This is a genomic window from Pseudomonas sp. DE0010 (genome assembly GCF_007680745.1).
In the GTDB taxonomy this organism is placed as follows: Bacteria; Pseudomonadota; Gammaproteobacteria; order Pseudomonadales; family Pseudomonadaceae; genus Aquipseudomonas; species Aquipseudomonas parafulva_B.
Window position 1 is genome coordinate 149513 of the sequence record NZ_VEJQ01000003.1, and the last position, 16969, is coordinate 166481.

The 16969-nt window shown below is 61.1% G+C and carries 15 protein-coding genes; 8 read left to right on the top strand and 7 right to left on the bottom strand.

Features of this window, described 5'->3' with window-relative positions; all coding sequences use genetic code 11:
• Positions 1–24: 24 nt before the first annotated feature.
• The 3 genes from FS767_RS03640 to FS767_RS03650 all read right to left on the bottom strand — a co-directional run bounded on the left by FS767_RS03640 (position 25) and on the right by FS767_RS03650 (position 8025).
• On the bottom strand, positions 25–4503 hold the full coding sequence (locus tag FS767_RS03640; RefSeq protein WP_144964222.1) for an NEL-type E3 ubiquitin ligase domain-containing protein: 4479 nt from the start codon (positions 4501–4503) through the stop codon (positions 25–27).
• A gap of 83 nt (positions 4504–4586) precedes the next feature.
• Positions 4587–6947 (bottom strand): DNA polymerase II, encoded by a 2361-nt coding sequence (locus FS767_RS03645; protein WP_144964223.1) that lies wholly within the window; start codon positions 6945–6947, stop codon positions 4587–4589.
• A gap of 157 nt (positions 6948–7104) precedes the next feature.
• Positions 7105–8025, bottom strand: a complete 921-nt coding sequence (locus FS767_RS03650; protein WP_058603856.1) for a LysR substrate-binding domain-containing protein — start codon at positions 8023–8025, stop codon at positions 7105–7107.
• 159 nt (positions 8026–8184) lie between these two features.
• On the opposite strand from FS767_RS03650, the gene FS767_RS03655 reads away from it, so the two are divergent.
• The 8 genes from FS767_RS03655 to FS767_RS03690 all read left to right on the top strand — a co-directional run bounded on the left by FS767_RS03655 (position 8185) and on the right by FS767_RS03690 (position 13806).
• On the top strand, positions 8185–8973 hold the full coding sequence (locus FS767_RS03655; RefSeq protein ID WP_144964224.1) for a YqcI/YcgG family protein: 789 nt from the start codon (positions 8185–8187) through the stop codon (positions 8971–8973).
• A 1-nt stretch (position 8974) separates the two neighbouring features.
• A complete protein-coding gene (locus FS767_RS03660; RefSeq protein WP_144964225.1) occupies positions 8975–9604 on the top strand; it encodes a LysE family translocator in 630 nt (209 codons plus the stop codon).
• Between the two features lie 36 nt (positions 9605–9640).
• A complete protein-coding gene (locus tag FS767_RS03665; RefSeq protein ID WP_144964226.1) occupies positions 9641–10708 on the top strand; it encodes a hypothetical protein in 1068 nt (355 codons plus the stop codon).
• 170 nt (positions 10709–10878) lie between these two features.
• Positions 10879–11553, top strand: a complete 675-nt coding sequence (locus tag FS767_RS03670) for a sel1 repeat family protein (RefSeq protein ID WP_205885337.1) — start codon at positions 10879–10881, stop codon at positions 11551–11553.
• A 121-nt stretch (positions 11554–11674) separates the two neighbouring features.
• Entirely contained in the window at positions 11675–12364 is a 690-nt protein-coding gene (locus FS767_RS03675) for an AzlC family ABC transporter permease (protein WP_144964228.1), read from the top strand.
• Complete coding sequence (locus tag FS767_RS03680; protein WP_144964229.1) at positions 12364–12675, top strand: AzlD domain-containing protein; 312 nt, start codon at positions 12364–12366, stop codon at positions 12673–12675. Before FS767_RS03675 ends, FS767_RS03680 begins: the two co-directional genes overlap by 1 nt.
• Positions 12675–13508 carry an AraC family transcriptional regulator gene (locus FS767_RS03685; protein WP_144964230.1) on the top strand — a complete coding sequence of 278 codons (834 nt, stop codon included), beginning with the start codon at positions 12675–12677 and terminating at the stop codon, positions 13506–13508. The genes FS767_RS03680 and FS767_RS03685 overlap by 1 nt, the downstream gene beginning before the upstream one ends.
• 70 nt (positions 13509–13578) lie before the next feature.
• On the top strand, positions 13579–13806 hold the full coding sequence (locus FS767_RS03690; RefSeq protein ID WP_023536222.1) for a hypothetical protein: 228 nt from the start codon (positions 13579–13581) through the stop codon (positions 13804–13806).
• A 34-nt stretch (positions 13807–13840) separates the two neighbouring features.
• On the opposite strand, the gene FS767_RS03695 is transcribed toward FS767_RS03690, so the two are convergent.
• From FS767_RS03695 to FS767_RS03710, 4 genes are all read right to left on the bottom strand, one after another.
• Positions 13841–14326 carry a copper chaperone PCu(A)C gene (locus FS767_RS03695; RefSeq protein WP_144964231.1) on the bottom strand — a complete coding sequence of 162 codons (486 nt, stop codon included), beginning with the start codon at positions 14324–14326 and terminating at the stop codon, positions 13841–13843.
• Positions 14327–14935: an SCO family protein gene (locus FS767_RS03700; RefSeq protein ID WP_144964232.1), complete on the bottom strand. Its 609-nt coding sequence runs from the start codon at positions 14933–14935 to the stop codon at positions 14327–14329.
• Between the two features lie 250 nt (positions 14936–15185).
• On the bottom strand, positions 15186–15770 hold the full coding sequence (gene nfuA, locus FS767_RS03705; protein ID WP_023536208.1) for a Fe-S biogenesis protein NfuA: 585 nt from the start codon (positions 15768–15770) through the stop codon (positions 15186–15188).
• 58 nt (positions 15771–15828) lie between these two features.
• A complete protein-coding gene (locus tag FS767_RS03710) occupies positions 15829–16863 on the bottom strand; it encodes an acyltransferase (RefSeq protein ID WP_144964233.1) in 1035 nt (344 codons plus the stop codon).
• Positions 16864–16969: the final 106 nt, after the last annotated feature.

Below are 16969 nucleotides of genomic sequence, written 5' to 3' on the forward strand. Positions count from 1 at the left end.
GCCGGTACGACGGCCTTCTTCAGCTCAGGGTGAAATGGGCTCGGCCGCGCTGTCCAGCGCCTGACGCGTGATGGCCAGCAGAAGAGCCCGTTCGCCTGCCTGGCGTTGCTGTGATATTTCTTCTGTCTGCTGCAGCACCTGCTGTTCGCTCAGATCTGTAGCCTCTTGCACAGCCTCCAGCCGTGCATGAAAAGGGGCATTCATCTCCTCAAAACGCTGGGCATGCACGTTGCGTACGTGCCTGCACCAGAACTCCCGGTCCAACAGTGAGTTGGCCAGTTGCTCACTGGTTTCTGCCTGCAGCACGCGCCTGCCTGCCCGTTCGATGTGCGTTTCGGTAACTCCGGCTACCTCCCTGAATGACATGCCGCTGGTGAAAATGGGCAGGTCAAGGCGCTCGCGTAGCGCCAAGCGGTAAGCCAGCACCACCTCGATCTCGTCAGGATCGGCACCATCGGCCTGTCGCCAGCGCACATCATCCATGGCCACACGCTCGACCTCATCCAAACGCCATAGCTGCCGCCCCAGGTGCAACAGGGCCTGTTCTTGGTCACCTTGCTGCGCTTGGGCTTCGGCCTGCCAGACCCGCAGGCGCACTTCCAGATCGCTGAAACGCAAGGCCACGCTGTCCTGACAGGTCAGTTGCTCGGCGTCGTTGAACATCGCCACCCTTAGGTCGCTCGAATCACGCATGGCTCTTAACAGGGTCAGTACTCGGCCGGCGAGATAGCGCGCGCCGGTGCGGTGTTGAAAGTCAGCTGTTTCCATGAGGCGTTCGAGCAGACCGAAAAACTCGCCGGCCTCCTCCATGGCCTGCAGGTGTTCCCAGCAGGCGCCCAGTTCGGTGCGCTGGGCCAGGCCGATCGCATCCATCCAGCGCAACCGCACCAGTACCATCGCTCTGTCACGTGCGCGGGTAGCCGCTGTGAGCAACGCTTGCTCCAGTCGTTCGCGCTCAGCAGCAGACAAGGGATTGCCACCCAGATGAACTTCGCCCTCCACCCACAGGCGCGATTCATAGAAGTCTTCAGGCAACGCCGTGAGCAGGTTGTCACGCAAGTCGACCACCCGCAGGGATGTGCTCTCGAGCAGTTGGTAAGGCAAGCTGCGCAGGCCGGCGCCCGCTATACGCAACTCGTGCAGGTGTGTCAGCCCGCCCACCGAAAAGGGCCTACCCAACGGGTTGCGTGAGAGGTCCAGGTAACGCAAGTTGCTGCAACTGGCCAGAATGGTTGCCTGCCCCGCATCAAGCACGATCTGGTTGTGCGCCAGGTCCAGCGTCCACAGGTGTTCCATCTGCAAGAGCGCCTGAGGAACACGCGAGAGCTGGTTATTGGGAAGCTCGAGCGACCGAACACTGGTGAATGCCGCCAGGAAGCTCTCAGGCAGATGGCGGATGCTGGCGTCGCGCAGTGCCAGCGAATAGACATGATCGAATCCTACCTGGGACGGCAGCTCCGGTAGGCTTTCGGTGTGAATGCCGAGCATGTCCCAGCGGTAGGCTTGAATCAGGTTGTCGCCGTGCATACCCTCATCGAGGACGTGCTGCCAGCAATTGCGCAAGGCTCGCCCCAGCGACCGGCGGCGTTGTCGCTCGGCATGACTGGATCCTTGTCTGGCCCACGTACGCACATGTTCGTTGAGGATGCGGTACTGATCCTCCAGACACTGCAGCCGCGCCTCGATCCCCCCTGCTGCCGAGCGCGCATCCTCCAGCCACGCGTCAAGCTGAGCATCGGTATAAGTGGGATACAGATACCTCAGCCTTCGCAGGTAGGGGTTCGGCCTGCGCCCTCCACGTCCACTGAGCAGGTACCCCACGCGACCGTCGGCCAAGCGGGTGGGCAATCGCCAATGGCGGCGAGTCGTGATACCAAGGAGCTCGAGCAACGCTGCCCGGTGGGCCTGGGCAAGCACGGCGACTTCTTGGCGCAAGCATTGGGCAAAAGGCTGATGCAGCCCCATGGACGTCAGTTGTGTCTGATCATAGGCACTTACGATGGCGTCGAACAGGTCGCCGGGAGGACAGAGCTCCTGCGCGAAGGCGTTTCTCACGCTGAAGCCTTGGGTGTCATGGAACAGCTGTAGCTCGGCGTCCCCTTCTCCAGCACTGGCCAGTTGTACGCCATTGGACTGCGCACTCAACAGCCGCCAACGCACATTACCGATGCCTCCAGGTCGATAAGCGAGCAAACCCAGGACCAGCTTGGCCAAATCCGTATCCTGCGAAGTCCGCAAATACAGGCCTTCGAGGGCGCGTTGTACACGAATGTTCGAGCTACGCTCGCGGGCAGCTTCGGCCAGTTGCAATGGCACGCGGCCCGTCCGACGCAGACGTTGCAGGTCGACGCTGCTCGCACTGGCCAGCAGTGTCTGTGCCGCAGTGGGGTACAAGCGTGGAAATACGCACTGTAAGGCTTGGATTTCCTGGCTCGAAGGGGGAGTTTGCTGATCCAACAGGTGCTGCATGACTTCGTACCGTTGTCCATCGAGCTGCGCCGCTAGATCCACATTGGACAGACCTTCGCCATCGGTCAGCTGGACAACCTGCGCCAGCAGGCTCTGATCCTCGGTTACAACGCCAGTGCGCAGCTGCACCAGCAGGTTGTCGACACGCTGAGCAAGATGCGCACGACTGCTGGTGTCGATCAGCGCTGGCAAGGGGTCGGCGCCGCGAATATGCAACCCGCGTAGCTGGTCATCGTCGAGCGCGTGAATGGCCATGACCTGCTCGATGCGCGTGTCATCGAGTTCGGCCATCGGCCCGCCCAGGCGCCCGAACAGGTAATGGCTGGTCGACCAATCCAGGGGGGATTCACTCCACAGCCGCCACGCACCTGCTCCGTTGTGCTGTAAAAGAGGACCCACACCGTCGCGCGGCACCAGTTGCCACTGATCGTCGGTCGCGCGTTGCTGCACCGGGTAAGTGTGACCGTCCATGCGGATCCATGCATCAGTGCCTTGGCGGCTGATTGCCTCGTGATCCGTCACCGCTTGAGCAGGTGGCGAGGCGCTTCGAAACAGCGACAAGTCCTCAGACCACAGGCGCGCGCCGTCATCCTGCACATCGGACTGGACCAGGCCATCAACCCAGGTCGAGCGTTTCCACGCCTTGGCCAAGCCATAACCCGCCCCTGCGGTAGCGCCAATCAGCGTGACTTCAGCGGCCACATGGGTCATATGGTTCATGGCCTGCTCCGTCTCGCCTTCACGCCAGGCGTCCACCCCATGGAACACCTCCTTTAGCAACTCCCAAGCAGTCACGGCAAGCAGTACCAAGCCCAACCCAGGTAGCCAGAAGCTGGCCAATCCCAGCAGCGTCCACCCTTCGGCTGCCAGGCGTTGCTCATGGGCACGCTCGAGCGCCCGATCCAAGGCGTTGACCGGAGGCGCCAGCATCGCGGCATCGTCCATTACGTGTTGAGCGCGAGCGCTGGCGAGGGTTTCGAACACAGGCTCCGACAAGGTGCTCGCCACCGGGTACAGGTCAGCCGTGGCCCAGACCGGCATGTCCTCATAGAACGCCGTTGCGATCTGGCTGAAGAACCGTTGGCTATCACGACGTCGGATGAAACGCGCAAAAAACTGCTGATAGGCAGGCTGACGCAAGCGTTTGTTCAGCACGGCGCGTTCAAAGCGCTCCAGATTATCGGCAGCGCTCCAGGCTCCAAACGGGTCACCCGGGATATACACCAGCACACGCTTGCTCGAGGTGTAGAAAGGTGCGAACGATTCGTCCCGCACATCCAGCACCAGAATCTGCTGCAATGGACAATCCAGGATCTGCAGACGCTTGGGAATCACCCGATTGCCGTGCAGGTGTCCAAGCCTGCCGCTTTGCCACAAGTCGACCAGCAGTTTGAGTTCGCCGGGGGCAAATACGCCCTGGGCGTCAGCCTTGAATGCATCAAGCAACATTTCGTGCCGGTTCAGCTCGCCCAGTAGCGCTTGCATGGAGGCCGACGTCAAATGGGCGGCCAAGTGCTGTTGATAGAGCGCCCCTAAATCCAATTCCCGGACCATTTGGGCAAACCGAGCGGCACTAAGCCCAGGCACCGCGTTACCTGCCGCGTCATACAAGCCAGCCATGGGCGGCAAACCCTGTGGCTGCATCTCTTGAGCGGTAAAATTTCGCAATACGGCTTCGAGCAGCGGTATCTGGTAGTACTCGCGCTTGGTCAAGGGCACACGTACAGGGAAGTACGTGGCCAGCGGCACCTCGTAGGCATTTTGAAACCACAACTGGTCCACGCCCTGGGTGATGCCGAAACGAGCGCTCAGGGACTTCTCCAGCAGGGGCTTGGCGAATGCGTCGATGCCTTTGATCGATCCCCACCGCGCCGCCAGACGGTGGCGGCAGGTCAGGCTGCTGTTGAGGGCTTGGCCTGCCTGGGTGACGAATGCCTTGTCGAGCTTTTTGAGCCAGCCCGGCAAGCGAGCAGCGATCAGGCCGTCCTGGCCGGCCTGCTCTGCCAGCTGAAGATCAGTGAGTGCGGTATCCATCAGTTACTCCCGTGAAATGATTGTGCACGGGAGGTTAGCGAGACCTAAGAACAAACCCGTGGCGACGGGGTACTACCTCATGGTCAAAACAGCAGCATCTGGTCATCGATCAACGCAGAAAAGCTATCACCCACAAAGGGAAGAATCGCATCGGCGACCGGCTGCAGCTGGCGCGAAAGATAATGGTCATAGTCGATGGGGGCACGACGGTTCTCCAGCGGCTGGGGCCCGGCTGTGGTCATGATGTAGCTGATCCAGCCCCCCCGCTGGTACTGGAGCGAGCGACCCAGTTGCCGGTTGTAGTCATCGGCAAGCCGTGCGGCCCGTACGTGCGGTGGCACGTTGCGCTGATACTCAGCCAACGGGCGGCGCAGGCGTTTGCGGTACACAAGCGAAGCGTCGTGCTTCCCGCCAAGCATCTGACTGACGTACTCCCGTACGTATTCGCGGTAAGGCTCACCGCGAAAAATTCGCCGGTAGAGCTGCTGCTGGAAGGTTCTGGCCAGCGCCGACCAGTCGGTGCGTACCGATTCCAACCCTTTGTAGACCATGTCTTCGGTGCCATCGGCACGCTGGACGAGGCCGGCATAGCGCTTTTTGCTGCCCTCCTCGGTGCCGCGTATGGTGGGCATGAGAAAACGTCGGTAATGGGTTTCGAACTGCAGCTCAAGCGCGCTCTCCAGGCCAAGCGTCTGGCGCAGGTGCTCGCGCCACCACCGGTTTACCTCGCTCACCAGTGCATTGCCAATCTGCGCAGCCGCCGCTTCATCGTGGCCGGTCTTGAGCCAGACGAACGTCGAGTCCGTATCGCCGTAGATCACGTCATACCCGCGGGCTTCGACCAGCGCGCGGGTCTGGCGCATGATCTGGTGCCCGCGCAACGTGATCGAGGAGGCCAGACGCGCGTCGAAAAATCGGCAGCCGCTTGAGCCTAATACACCGTAGAAGGCGTTCATGATGATTTTCAGCGCCTGGGACAATGGCGCATTGCAATCCTGCTTGGCCTGGTCCCTGGCACGCCACACCCGCTCGACAATCGCCGGTAGACAGTTACGTGTGCGTGAAAAACGCGCTCCTCTGAAACCCTCGACCGAACGCGCATCATCTGGCTGTTGCAGCCCTTCGGCGAGGCCGACAGGGTCAATCAGAAATGTGCGGATGATCGAGGGGTACAAGCTCTTGTAGTCCAGCACCAGCACCGAATCGTACAGCCCAGGTCGTGAATCCATGACGAACCCGCCGGGGCTGGCTTCTTCGGGGCGGCTGCCCAGGTTGGGCGCGACGTAGCCCTGACGGTGCATGTGCGGCATATACAAGTGGCAGAATGCAGCCACTGAGCCACCGCTGCGGTCTGCCGCCAGGCCCGTGACCGAAGCACGCTCAAGCAGAAACTCCAGCAACCGGGTGTGGGCGAAGATGCGTGTGACCAGTTCACAGTCCTTGAGGTTGTAACGGGCCAGCGCAGGCTTGTCCTCGGCGAACATGCGATTGATTTCATCCATGCGCTGGTAAGGAGTGCTGATGGCCTTGCCCTCACCCAAGAGGGTTTGCGCGACATTCTCAAGGCTGAACGATGGAAAACTCCACGTTGCCGAGCGCAGCGCTTCGACGCCGTCGATCACTAACCTGCCGGGCACATCGATGAAGACATGGCCACCGCTACCTGACGCGCGCAGGGTCATGGGCGCCCCGCCCCTGCCCAAGTCCATGGCCACTTGCAGCTTCTTGCCGTGCTCATGAAGCAGGCGCAGATCGAACTGCACCACGTTCCAGCCGATGATCGCGTCCGGGTCGTGGCGCGCTATCCAGTGGTTCAGGCAGTGCAGCAACGCACTGCGATCGGCGCAGTAGTGCAGGTCGAAGTCAACCTCACGGGCGTCGCCGTTGGCTGGGCCAAGCATGTACACCTGGCGCTGCCCGCAGCCTTCCAGGGCAATGCTGTACAACTCTCCCCGCTCGGTGGTCTCGATGTCCAGCGACACCAGGCGCAGCGAGGGACGGTAGCTGCCGTGCGGCTTGAGCTGGGCATCGCAGAGCACGCCCTGCTCGTCCAGGCGTCCAGCGAACTGCACAGGGGCTGTAATGAAGCGCTCCATCAGGTAGCGCTCCGGTGGCCTGACATCGGCCTCGTAGACGTCGATACCTGCGGTACGCAGCCGTTGTTCCAGCTGCAACAGCTGCCGGTAGTGCCGGCAGTACAGCCCTACCACTGGGCGTTGATCGAACGTCTTCAACCCAAGCGGGCGCAGCTCTGCATCCAGCTCGTCGACCAGCAGCAGTTGCGCGTGCGCTTGTTGCGCCTGAGGGACGAACGCCACGTTGACCTGGGGCGCTAGTCTCACTTGCCGAGGACCCTGATCGGTGGCCAGCCACAGCTCCACGCACGTGCCTGCCTGCGTGTCGTACCAGTGCCGGGTCAGGACGAAGCCCTGCTGCAAATCCACTGCCGCGCCCTCTGCATTCGTTGATGATGACAAGTGTAACGGGTTGCCCCAGGCGCACCGGGCCTGGCCTGTGAGACGACAGGATGCTGCGGCATCCAAACCCACGGCGCCCACCGTCGGTGAAGTGGCTGCGCTTGCCGTGTGCGGTACAGCGGGCTCAGCTGTACAGGTAGTTGATGTCCTTGAGCACCAAGGGAGGCACCTGACCGAGGAGAAAATCTCGCAATTTTTGCATCTGACGGGCCTTGGGGCTGTTTTTCAGCCAGGTCATGTAGTAGCCATCCCCAGTTGCCACGGCCTGCTTGAACGGCGTGACCAGGCGCCCGGCTGCCAGGTCGGCACTGGCCAACACCAGATCGACCACGGAGATGCCCAGGCCCTGCTGAGCGGCAGAGATACCTTGATCGAGCGTATCGAACACCTGGCCCTGGTCGATGCTGACATCGAGGGCATCCATGCGCGCCAACCAGCGCCGCCAGTCGCGCCGATCAGGCGAGGGATGCAGCAATTCACAACGGTTCAGGTCCGACAGCGCAGGTTGCGCCTGTCCCATGTAGTCGGGGTGGCAGACCGGGATGAGCCACTCGTCGAACAGCCGGAAGCTCTCCACATCGGCCGCGAACCGGCCGTTGGCCAGCAAGATGGCGCAATCGTAGGGCTCGGAGTAGAAATCGACGCTGTCGATGTCCATCCACACGCTCGAGAGCTGCACAGTGCAGGTGTCTTCGTGTTTCTTGAAACCGTCCAGTGCCCTTAGCAACCAGCGCACGGTGAGCGTCGAAGGCGCCTTCAAACGCAGGCCATAGCGATCCTGGCGCAGCAGCGCGCAAGCGTTCTCGATGATCTTGAAACCGACCTTGAGCTCTTGAGAGAGCAGGCGTCCGTGCTCGGTCAGGCTCAACTTGGGCCCTCGCCGTTCGAACAAATCGCAGCCGAACATGCCCTCGAGGGTCTTGATATGGTGGCTGACTGCGCCCTGGGTCAGTGCAAGCTCTTCCGCCGCCTTGGTGAACGAACCATAGCGGGACGCGACCTCGAACGCACGCAGTGCATGCAAGGCCTGAATCCTTTCCGACATTGACGCCTCCTGAGTATTAGCAAGACTAATAGTAGGTCATAGTTTCACGCGTTTTACAACCTGCTGATAGTTCTAGAAAATGCATTAAAAAAACATACATAACCTAGATCCTGCCTGAAACTGCGTAGATCGTTCATCAATTAAAAGTTTGGGGAAACCATGTTTACGGGATATGGACAATGCTATCGCCTGGATGCGTTTGAGCAGGCCCTCGAACATGAGTGCATTGAACCACATTGGACCACCGCTGCCCTGCAACACTTTCGCCATACCCTTGCCAATCCGGATTTCCCCTGCCTGTTCGGGCGCAAGGCGGTCAATGCGCAAACTTGCTACGTTCTTTTCGCCAGCGCTGAACAACTGGCTGATGACATCGCTCAAGGGCTGGCCAGCTATGTCGGGTTGATGGATCCGATTGCGCCCAAGCTTCGTATCGGCCACCCGTTGGTGGTGTTTCTAGAAACAGTGACCGACATGCCGCTCGCGCAACAGCAGGCACTTGCCTGGAAGGTGCTGCAAGGCGTTCACGCACGGGATCCGAATCCCTGGCCCCAGACAGTGCCGGCCGACCCCGCACACAGCGGCTGGTCGTTCTGCTTTGCCGGCATGGCGCTGTTCATCAACATGAACTTCCCGGGCCACCAGCAGATGAAAAGCCGCAACCTGGGCAAACACATCACATTCGTCATCAACCCGCGCGAGAACTTCGACGAAGTGGCCAATGTCGCCACCACGAGCGGCCAGCGCATCCGCGAGCGCATTCGCCAGCGGGTCGGCCACTACAACGACGGGGTGATACCTGACAGCCTCGGCTTCTTCGGTGAAGCGGATAACTTTGAGTGGACGCAATATCAATTACAGGAAACCGGTTCGTTGAACCCGGCACGCTGCCCTTTCCATGCCCGGACCGCAGTGCCTGCCACCCCCGACAACATGATCGAGAACTGACGTGAATACCGCCCTGACTGCCACCTACGCCCTTACCGTCCTGCTGCTGATCGCCACTCCAGGTCCGGTCGTGGCATTGATCGTCAATACCGCAGCCGCTTCTGGCTCACGCAAGGCCATTTTCACGGCCTTGGGCACCAACTGGGCCTCGCTGGTACTGATCGGCGCAGCGGCGTGGATCATCCTCACCAGCGCGGCCATCGACAGGGCGTGGCTTAGTGCCATGAGCCTGTTGGGTTGCCTGTTCATCGGCTATATCGCCGTCGGCACGCTCAGGGAGGCGCTCGCAAGCCCGCAGCCAGACCAATGGCCCGAAAGCGCCAAGCCCGCGAGCCGCGGGGGGCTGTGGCAAGGCTTCATGGTGGGGATCTCCAACCCCAAGGACATCATTTTCTTCATCGCCTTCTTCCCGCAGTTCATCCAGATCACCGAGTCGTTCGGCAAAAGCATGGTCGTGCTTTCACTGCTATGGATCGTGATCGACTTCGCCGTGCTGAGTCTTTACATCTTTGCCATCGGCAAGATCGCGTCAGCGCGCAGCCAACGATTCATCAGCCTTGCGTCTGGCGTGGCATTGCTGTTGATCGCCATCGGCGGGCTTTTGTACAACCTCAAGGAGCTAACCGCCTAGCCCCTTGCCTGACGCGCTGTCTTGCCAGGAGACCCGATGTCCAATCCCAGTCGCCAAGGGCTTGCGCCTTTGCAGCTTGAGTACCAACAGCTGCTTGCCCAGGCCACCCAGTGCGCCACCCAACGCGTCCGGGTGCACGAAACCGGGTTTAGCTCGGCCGTCGTCAATACCGACGCCTTGGGCTTTCGCTACAGCCATTTCAACGGCCGGCGGTTTTCGCTGGCTGAACGCGACAGCACCGCGCGGGTCAATCTGCTGGTCGGGGGCTCGGTGGCGATGGGCATCGGCGCCAGTTCCGATGAATACACCGTGGCCTCGCAGCTGTCGGCGCTGACCGGAGAACTCTGGCTGAGCCTGGCCGGCTGCGGGCTGGATGCGAGCCAGGAACTTTTGATGTTCCTCACTCATGAGCACCGCCTGGCACCGCTGGGACATGTGGTCATACTCAGCGGACTCAACAGCCTGGCACACGAAGCGCTCTGGGACATCAGCGCCTGCTCACATGAACCTCAGCAGATCAATGCCCGGCAAACGTCGCTGGGCGGCTCAGAGCAAGCCCAGGCAGCACCACAGCCTGGCCTGACCCTCTGGCAGCGGCTGAGCCAGGTGCTGGCACCTCCGACCGCCGCGCCTCGGCCTCGTCGGCCCTTCGATGCACTTTCCCCGGCTGAAAAACGCACGACCCAGGCAGCCGACCATATTGCTCGGTCAGTGCAGCAATGGGATCGACTGCTAGGCAGCGCTCACACTACCCTCACCTTCATCCTTCAACCCTTGGTGCACTGGTGTCGCGAGAGCCTGCCAGCGGGTGAGCAGGTCATGCTCAGCGCCCTTCAGCAAACGCCAGGGCACATCGACCGCTTGCTCGAAGGCGTTTTCGATCGCAAGGTGCATGCGGCATTCTTTCGCCGCATTCGCGAACAAGCCGCACCGGTGCCCTGCTTCGACATGAACTGCATGCTCGACAGCTCGCCAGCCTTCGGTTCGGACCTGTTCATCGATCGTTTGCACCTCAACGACATGGGGCAGACCGCGCTGGCCAACGTGATCACGGCCAAGCTCGGCCTTGCCCGGGAAAAACCACTGCCCGCAAGCACTCCGTAGTACTCAACTGATTGACAATCGTCGGGTGGTCTTTCGGACGGCCCTGTTGCATGGCTAGAATAGCCCGTCGTTCCGATTGCCTGAGGCGTACGCTTGACTGTCATGAATAGAGAAGCCGTCCATCCTTGCCTGGCAACTGGCGAGGCGAGCCTGTGAGTCGCTTGCCGCAGATGGCGCTAATGCTGGCCGCCCTGCTGCCTGCGGCGGGGTACGCACTGGAAGTGTCCATCGACCCCCATGCCGATCTGCTCTACCGCCAGGCACTGCCCCTTCTGGAACAGGCCGATACCCAAGAGGACGAAAGCGTCTTGCGCACAGCCCTGGGTAGCGACCCAGAGCTGCGGCGCCAGGGGCAGGCCATGGCCCACACGTTGCCGACTGCGGTGGCGCTGCTCAAGAAATCGGTCGCCCTCGGCCACCCAGTCGCGCAGTACCGTCTGGCGCTTTACTACATGACTTACTTGCCCGCCGCGCAGATACCCGACGCCGCCTGCCCTCTGCTCCAGGCAAGCCTCGACCAAGGGTTTGCGCCCTCGGCACCGGCCATTGCCACCTGGTGTCCACCTTACAACGCCAGCGCCCAGTACCGCGCCGCACTGGAGGCCGTACCGAGCATGGCAACCCTCTATGCGCCCTACTATCCCCAGCCTGCCACCCGCATGGCCTGCAGCCGCAGCCAGCCCCAGGGCCTTGAGATGCTATGGGGGCGGCAGCGCGATTATCAGGCCGAGGTCTACCGCCTGCTGAGTGATCTGGACCCGCAACACCGCCACACACTGCTGCAAAAAGCGGTAGAGACCAATGGCTGTGTAACGGCGCAGCAGCACTTGACCAGCCGGCCTTGACCCCATGCCGCCGGGGGTTCAGCGCGCCGTACCAAATGGGTGACAACAGAGCAAGAACGTTCAAGCCATCGCCTGTGGTGGCTTGGCATGCTGGCCTGCCTTGTCCACATGCCCATTTACTATGCCGTCCATCGCACGACACGCCTTTCTGCAGGGCGCCATCGCCATCATGCCGTTGTCGCTTGCCGTCGCGCCCTGGGGGCTGCTGGCCGGCTCCATGGCCATCGAAGCCAACCTCAGCGCCTGGGAAAGCCAAGGGCTCTCGGCGATCGTCTTTGCCGGCGCTGCGCAGCTGGTGGCCATCGGCATGCTCAAAAGCGGTGCCAGCCTGGCCTCCATCCTGCTGACAACCTTGCTACTCACCTCACAGCACCTGCTTTACGGGCTGTCGATGCGCCCAGCGCTCTCCCCTTTGCCGCTGCACTGGCGCCTGGGGCTTGGATTTCTGCTGACCGACGAGTTCTTTGCCCTGACCAGTCGGCACGACCACCAGCATTTCAATCGCTGGTATGCCTTAGGTCTGGGCTTCACATTCTACGTTGCATGGAACCTGTTCACGTGGGCCGGAATCGTGCTCGGGCAAAGCATTCCACACCTTGATCAGCTAGGCCTGGACTTCTCCATCGTCGCCACTTTCGTCGCCCTGATCACGCCCCTGGTACGTAATCTGCCTACGCTCGCGTGTGTCGCCGTTTCACTGGCCGCTTCAGTACTGTTCAGCCATTGGCACTGGGAAACGGCCTTGGTCAGCGCCGGCCTGCTTGGGATGAGCACCGGCTTCGCATGCCAGAAACTTCGGAGGACCGTTTGATGACCTGGCTGCTCATCATCGGCATGGGCATAGTGGTGTTCCTCAATCGCTATGCTTTTCTCGAACCGCGCCTACCGTTGCGCCTGAGCGCCCATGCGCGTCAATTCCTGGGCTTTGCGGTGCCAGGTATGCTCACGGCCATCTGCGGCCCTATCATCTTCTTGCCAGGGCATACGCTTAACCTGCAACCGCTCAACCCGTACGTGCTGGGGGCGGTGGTGGCTGCCGCACTGGTTTGGTTGACCCGTAGCGTGATGCTGAGCATGCTGTTGAGCATGTTGATTTTCTTCGTCCTGCGAAGTGTCCTTTAATGAACACCACTACCCGTGAGCAAACGCATCTATGGCAGGCACCGGCGCTGGGCGATGTGGAAATGCTGCACGCCCGGTATGTGCAACAACGGTTTGCACCACACGTGCATGAAGGCTATGTGTTCACCGTGATCGAATCCGGTGCCCAGCGTTTCTGGCACCGGGGCAGTGAGCATCTTGCGCCGGTTGGCAGCATGGTCCTGATCAATCCGGACGAACTGCATACCGGAGCCAAGGCCCACGAGGCCGGGTGGCGTTATCGCGGGTTCTACCCTGAACATGAGCGCGTTACCGGTGTGCTGGATGAATTGGAACTGGGCCATGGGGGGATGCCGCGCTTTCGCGATAGCGTGATCCATGATGCTGGCCTTGCCAGCGCCTTCAGCCAACTGCATCAGCTGTCCGAAAGCAGCGCCAGCGCACTGCAACAGCAAACCGTATGGCGCCAGGCGGTGTTGGCGCTGGTTCAACGCCACGGACGCCTGGCCGATCTGTCTGCCCCTGGTCATGAGCCTCGCGCTGTTGCACGGGCACGAGAGTTGCTCGAAACCCACTTGGCTGACCCGCCGTCGCTGGAGTTACTGGCGGCTGCCGTCAACCTGTCGCCGTTTCACTTCGCACGGGTGTTTCGCCAGGCAACGGGCATGCCCCCTCACGCCTGGCTCAAGCAGCGACGCCTTGTAAGGGCCAGGGAGCTGCTCAAGGAGGGGCAGCCGCCTGCGACAGTGGCGTTCAGCCTGGGATTTGCCGACCAGAGCCATCTGAACAGACAGTTCAAGCAAGCCTATGGCATCACCCCGGGGGCCTACCGGCTGGCCTGCTTCGCCGCGTGAGCGCGTCAATGCGGCGCAGGCGTTTGGCCATGGCGCTGCTACACTCAAAAGGCTGAAAGGAGGAGCCGTCATGTCCGAAAGAGAGATCACCACCCTTCTGTCACTGATGAACCAGCGGCAAGCGTGCCTTAGCACTGCTTGCAAGGAGATTGCCGACTGGATCGACCGTCAGGGCGACCTGCCGGCGGCCGGCAAGATACGAGCAAGCCTGAGGGCCTTGGAAGCTGACGAAGCACGTGTGCGGCGTGCGCTGACGTCATTGACGCTGGACAGGCCACTGCCGAAGTTTCGCAGTTGACCCAGCTGGGGCCGCAAGGCAGCCCCTCCAGGTGTTACGGGTGGCTCATGTGCATATGTTCATGCTCACCTTGCGCCTGGGCAGTGAGCGCGCGTACCTGGGCTTGCACGGCCACTGTCTCGGTGGTGCCATCGGCGGTTTCTACCGTCAGCGTCAGCGGAACCTGCTGGCCTTCCTTCACCTGATCGTTCAAGCCCATCAGCATCACGTGCAGGCCATTGGGGTCCAGGGTGACAGGCTTACCGGCCGGCAGCGCGACAGCCTTGACCTCACGCATGCCCATGACGTCCCCGTTCATGGTCATTTCATGCACTTGTACAGTCTTGGCCACAGGCGAGGCGACACTGACCAGCTTGCTATCGCTACTGGCGGTAATGGTCATGAAGGCACCGGTCGACTGCTGGTGAGGCACGCTGGCGCGCACCCACGCCTCGCTGACGGTGGTCTGGGCCAGTACCGGCCCAGTGACGCCCAGCAGGATCAACGCAGCCAGGCCGCGCTTAACGGATTGCAATGACATTCAGCAGATCTCCATCAGGGTAACCAGGTCTTCGGCACATTCCTTGGCTGTGAGGGAATGCCCGAGGCTCAGCCGCAGGGTGCCACGGGTGTCGTAAACGTAGCTGGTGGACGAATGTGAAATGGTATAGGTGTCACCGGCCGGGACCTTTTCGTAGAACACCTTGAACTCCCTGGCCACGGCGTCGATTTCTTCAGGCGTACCGGTGAGCGCGACGAAGGTCGGGTCGAACGCCTTGACGTAGGCATCGAGCACTTGCGGCGTATCGCGTTCTGGATCGAGGGTAATGAATACCACCTGGAACAGATCACGGTCTCGACCGCGCAGCAGTTTGCGGATCTGAGCAGCTCGTGCCAGGGTGGTCGGGCAGATGGCCGGGCACTGGGTGAAGCCGAAGAAGACCATCGGCATGCTTCCGTAGAAGCTTGACAGGGTACGGACGTTGCCTTTGGGATCGCGCAGCGAGAACTTGCGCCCAAGGATTTCGTTGCTCATGTTCTTGCCGTACTTGAACTCGAGCCCACGCGCCGGACTGCAACCTGCCAGCAGGCCAAGCCCAAGAACGCCCATGCCGGCGACGACGGCACGCCGGGTCAGAAGATCATTCATGAAACCATCCTTTACAGGGAAGGTGCCGACCCTCGGGGCGGGCCGGGCAGAAAACCGGCGCATTCTGGCATGCCCCCCAAGTACCTTCTACCCACTGGCGGCGATTAACCCCTGCAGGCCGCTGATTACGGGCAGCGGCCGATTGTCGCAGGGCTTGCAAACGTAACAGTTTGTTGCTAGTGCAGTGCGGTAGGTTGCCTTACAGGGCCAGCGCCAAGCCAGATTCCAGCTCGGCGCAACCCCTGATGCCCTAGTAGTAGGCGTTTTCTTTCTGGCTATGGTCCGTCACATCACGCACACCCTTGAGCTCAGGGATGCGCTCTAGGAGCGTGCGCTCGATGCCTTCCTTGAGGGTGACGTCCGCCTGACCGCAACCTTGGCAGCCGCCGCCAAATTGCAGGACTGCGATGCCCTCGTCGACGACATCCACCAGGCTCACCTGACCGCCATGGCTGGCCAGGCCGGGGTTGATTTCGGTCTGCAGATAGTAGTTGATGCGTTCGTTGATCGGGCTGTCTTCATTGACCATCGGCACCTTGGCGTTAGGCGCCTTGATGGTCAACTGGCCACCCATGCGGTCGGTGGCATAGTCCACCAGCGCATCTTCCAGGAACGGCACGCTGACAGCGTCGAGGTAGGCAGTGAAGCTTTTGAGGCCCACAGCAGTGTCATCAGGCTTCTCTTCACCCGGCTTGCAATAGGCGATGCACGTCTCGGCGTACTGGGTACCCGGCTGGGTGATGAAGATACGAATGCCGATACCCGGCGTGTTCTGCTTGGACAGCAGATCAGCCAGGTAGTCATGGGCGGCGTCGGTAATGGTTATAGCGCTCATGTAGGTTCCTCACAGACTTGTGCGCCAGTGTACGCCAACGCAGCCCTCTAACAAAGTCCTAGTATTTGACTCGGGAAAGCACATACGGCTGCGCCCGCACGCTCGGTGCTTGCGTCCAGGCCTGCATGTGACGGTACAGGCCGCGCTCGATCCACTGGTAACTGAGCCACGACAGCAGTGCGATGCAAGGCACGCAGACGGCGAATGTCAGGTACGGGTCCAGCCCCAGTTGCTGGCTGGCAAACCAGCCCAGGTGCAGGACCAGCACATGGATCAGGTACACCGAATACGAGCAGTCGCCCAGCGCCTTGAGTACGCGATTGCCAGTGAACAGCGGCTCCATGGCGATGAAGGCCAGGACGACCATTGCGCTGGGCAGGCCCCAATGCAGCAGCCGTTGAGAGGCGTCTAGCTGATAAATGGCCAGCGCGGCCACTGCCAGAAGCCCCAGCGGGACCCAGACGCCCTGACGGATCAGGCCACGGCGATGCAGCACACCGATACCGATGCCGAGCAGGAATTCATAGACGATGTCATTGTTGTAGAAATGACTGACCACGCCCAGGCGCCCCAGGACCTCGCTCACCACTACCAACAGCCCGGCCACCACCAGCAAGTGCAGGCGCCGGCCAACGAGAAACGCCATCCCGAACAGCAGGTAGAACATCATCTCGAAGTTCAGGGTCCAGCCGACGTTCAGGGTGGGGTACATACCGTAGCCACCTGGGTTCTCTGCCGGTATGAAAAAGAGTGAACGCAATAGGTGCTGCCAGGTGAACATTTGATGCGGCATCCATTGACTGAAGGCCAGCAACATCAAGGCCATCAAGGCCGAGTAGAACCAGTAGGCCGGCACGATACGCAGCACTCGGTTTAGCAGAAACTGATGCGGGACAACCTGCTTGTCGCAGGTTGAAAGGTAGATGACCAACCCGCTGATGACGAAGAAGATATCCACGCCGACCGCACCCCGATCAGTGAACAATTGGCCGACGGGCCCGGACGCGTGAAAGTCGAAAAAAACCTGCATGAAGTGGTGGCAGACGACCACCCAGGCGGCGAAAGCACGAAGTGCCTGAAGCGAATACAGCATGAAGTACCCTGCGTTTGCCGGTGCATTCAGGCACCGGCTGCAGCGCAGCTGCCGGTGCCACTCATGGCTTGGGACCGCAGGAGGGCGCGAAAGGTCAGCGCGCCCC

Bases quoted from the DNA above. Each gene is read 5' to 3' on its own strand.
- FS767_RS03695 (WP_144964231.1), bottom strand. From the start codon at position 14,326: ATGTCATTGCAATCCGTTAAGCGCGGCCTGGCTGCGTTGATCCTGCTG.
- FS767_RS03655 (WP_144964224.1), top strand. From the start codon at position 8,185: ATGTTTACGGGATATGGACAATGCTATCGCCTGGATGCGTTTGAGCAG.
- FS767_RS03685 (WP_144964230.1), top strand. From the start codon at position 12,675: ATGAACACCACTACCCGTGAGCAAACGCATCTATGGCAGGCACCGGCG.
- FS767_RS03665 (WP_144964226.1), top strand. From the start codon at position 9,641: ATGTCCAATCCCAGTCGCCAAGGGCTTGCGCCTTTGCAGCTTGAGTAC.
- nfuA (WP_023536208.1), bottom strand. From the start codon at position 15,770: ATGAGCGCTATAACCATTACCGACGCCGCCCATGACTACCTGGCTGAT.
- FS767_RS03710 (WP_144964233.1), bottom strand. From the start codon at position 16,863: ATGCTGTATTCGCTTCAGGCACTTCGTGCTTTCGCCGCCTGGGTGGTC.
- FS767_RS03640 (WP_144964222.1), bottom strand. From the start codon at position 4,503: ATGGATACCGCACTCACTGATCTTCAGCTGGCAGAGCAGGCCGGCCAG.
- FS767_RS03650 (WP_058603856.1), bottom strand. From the start codon at position 8,025: ATGTCGGAAAGGATTCAGGCCTTGCATGCACTGCGTGCGTTCGAGGTC.
- FS767_RS03700 (WP_144964232.1), bottom strand. From the start codon at position 14,935: ATGAATGATCTTCTGACCCGGCGTGCCGTCGTCGCCGGCATGGGCGTT.
- FS767_RS03675 (WP_144964228.1), top strand. From the start codon at position 11,675: ATGCCGTCCATCGCACGACACGCCTTTCTGCAGGGCGCCATCGCCATC.
- FS767_RS03690 (WP_023536222.1), top strand. From the start codon at position 13,579: ATGTCCGAAAGAGAGATCACCACCCTTCTGTCACTGATGAACCAGCGG.
- FS767_RS03680 (WP_144964229.1), top strand. From the start codon at position 12,364: ATGACCTGGCTGCTCATCATCGGCATGGGCATAGTGGTGTTCCTCAAT.
- FS767_RS03670 (WP_205885337.1), top strand. From the start codon at position 10,879: ATGGCGCTAATGCTGGCCGCCCTGCTGCCTGCGGCGGGGTACGCACTG.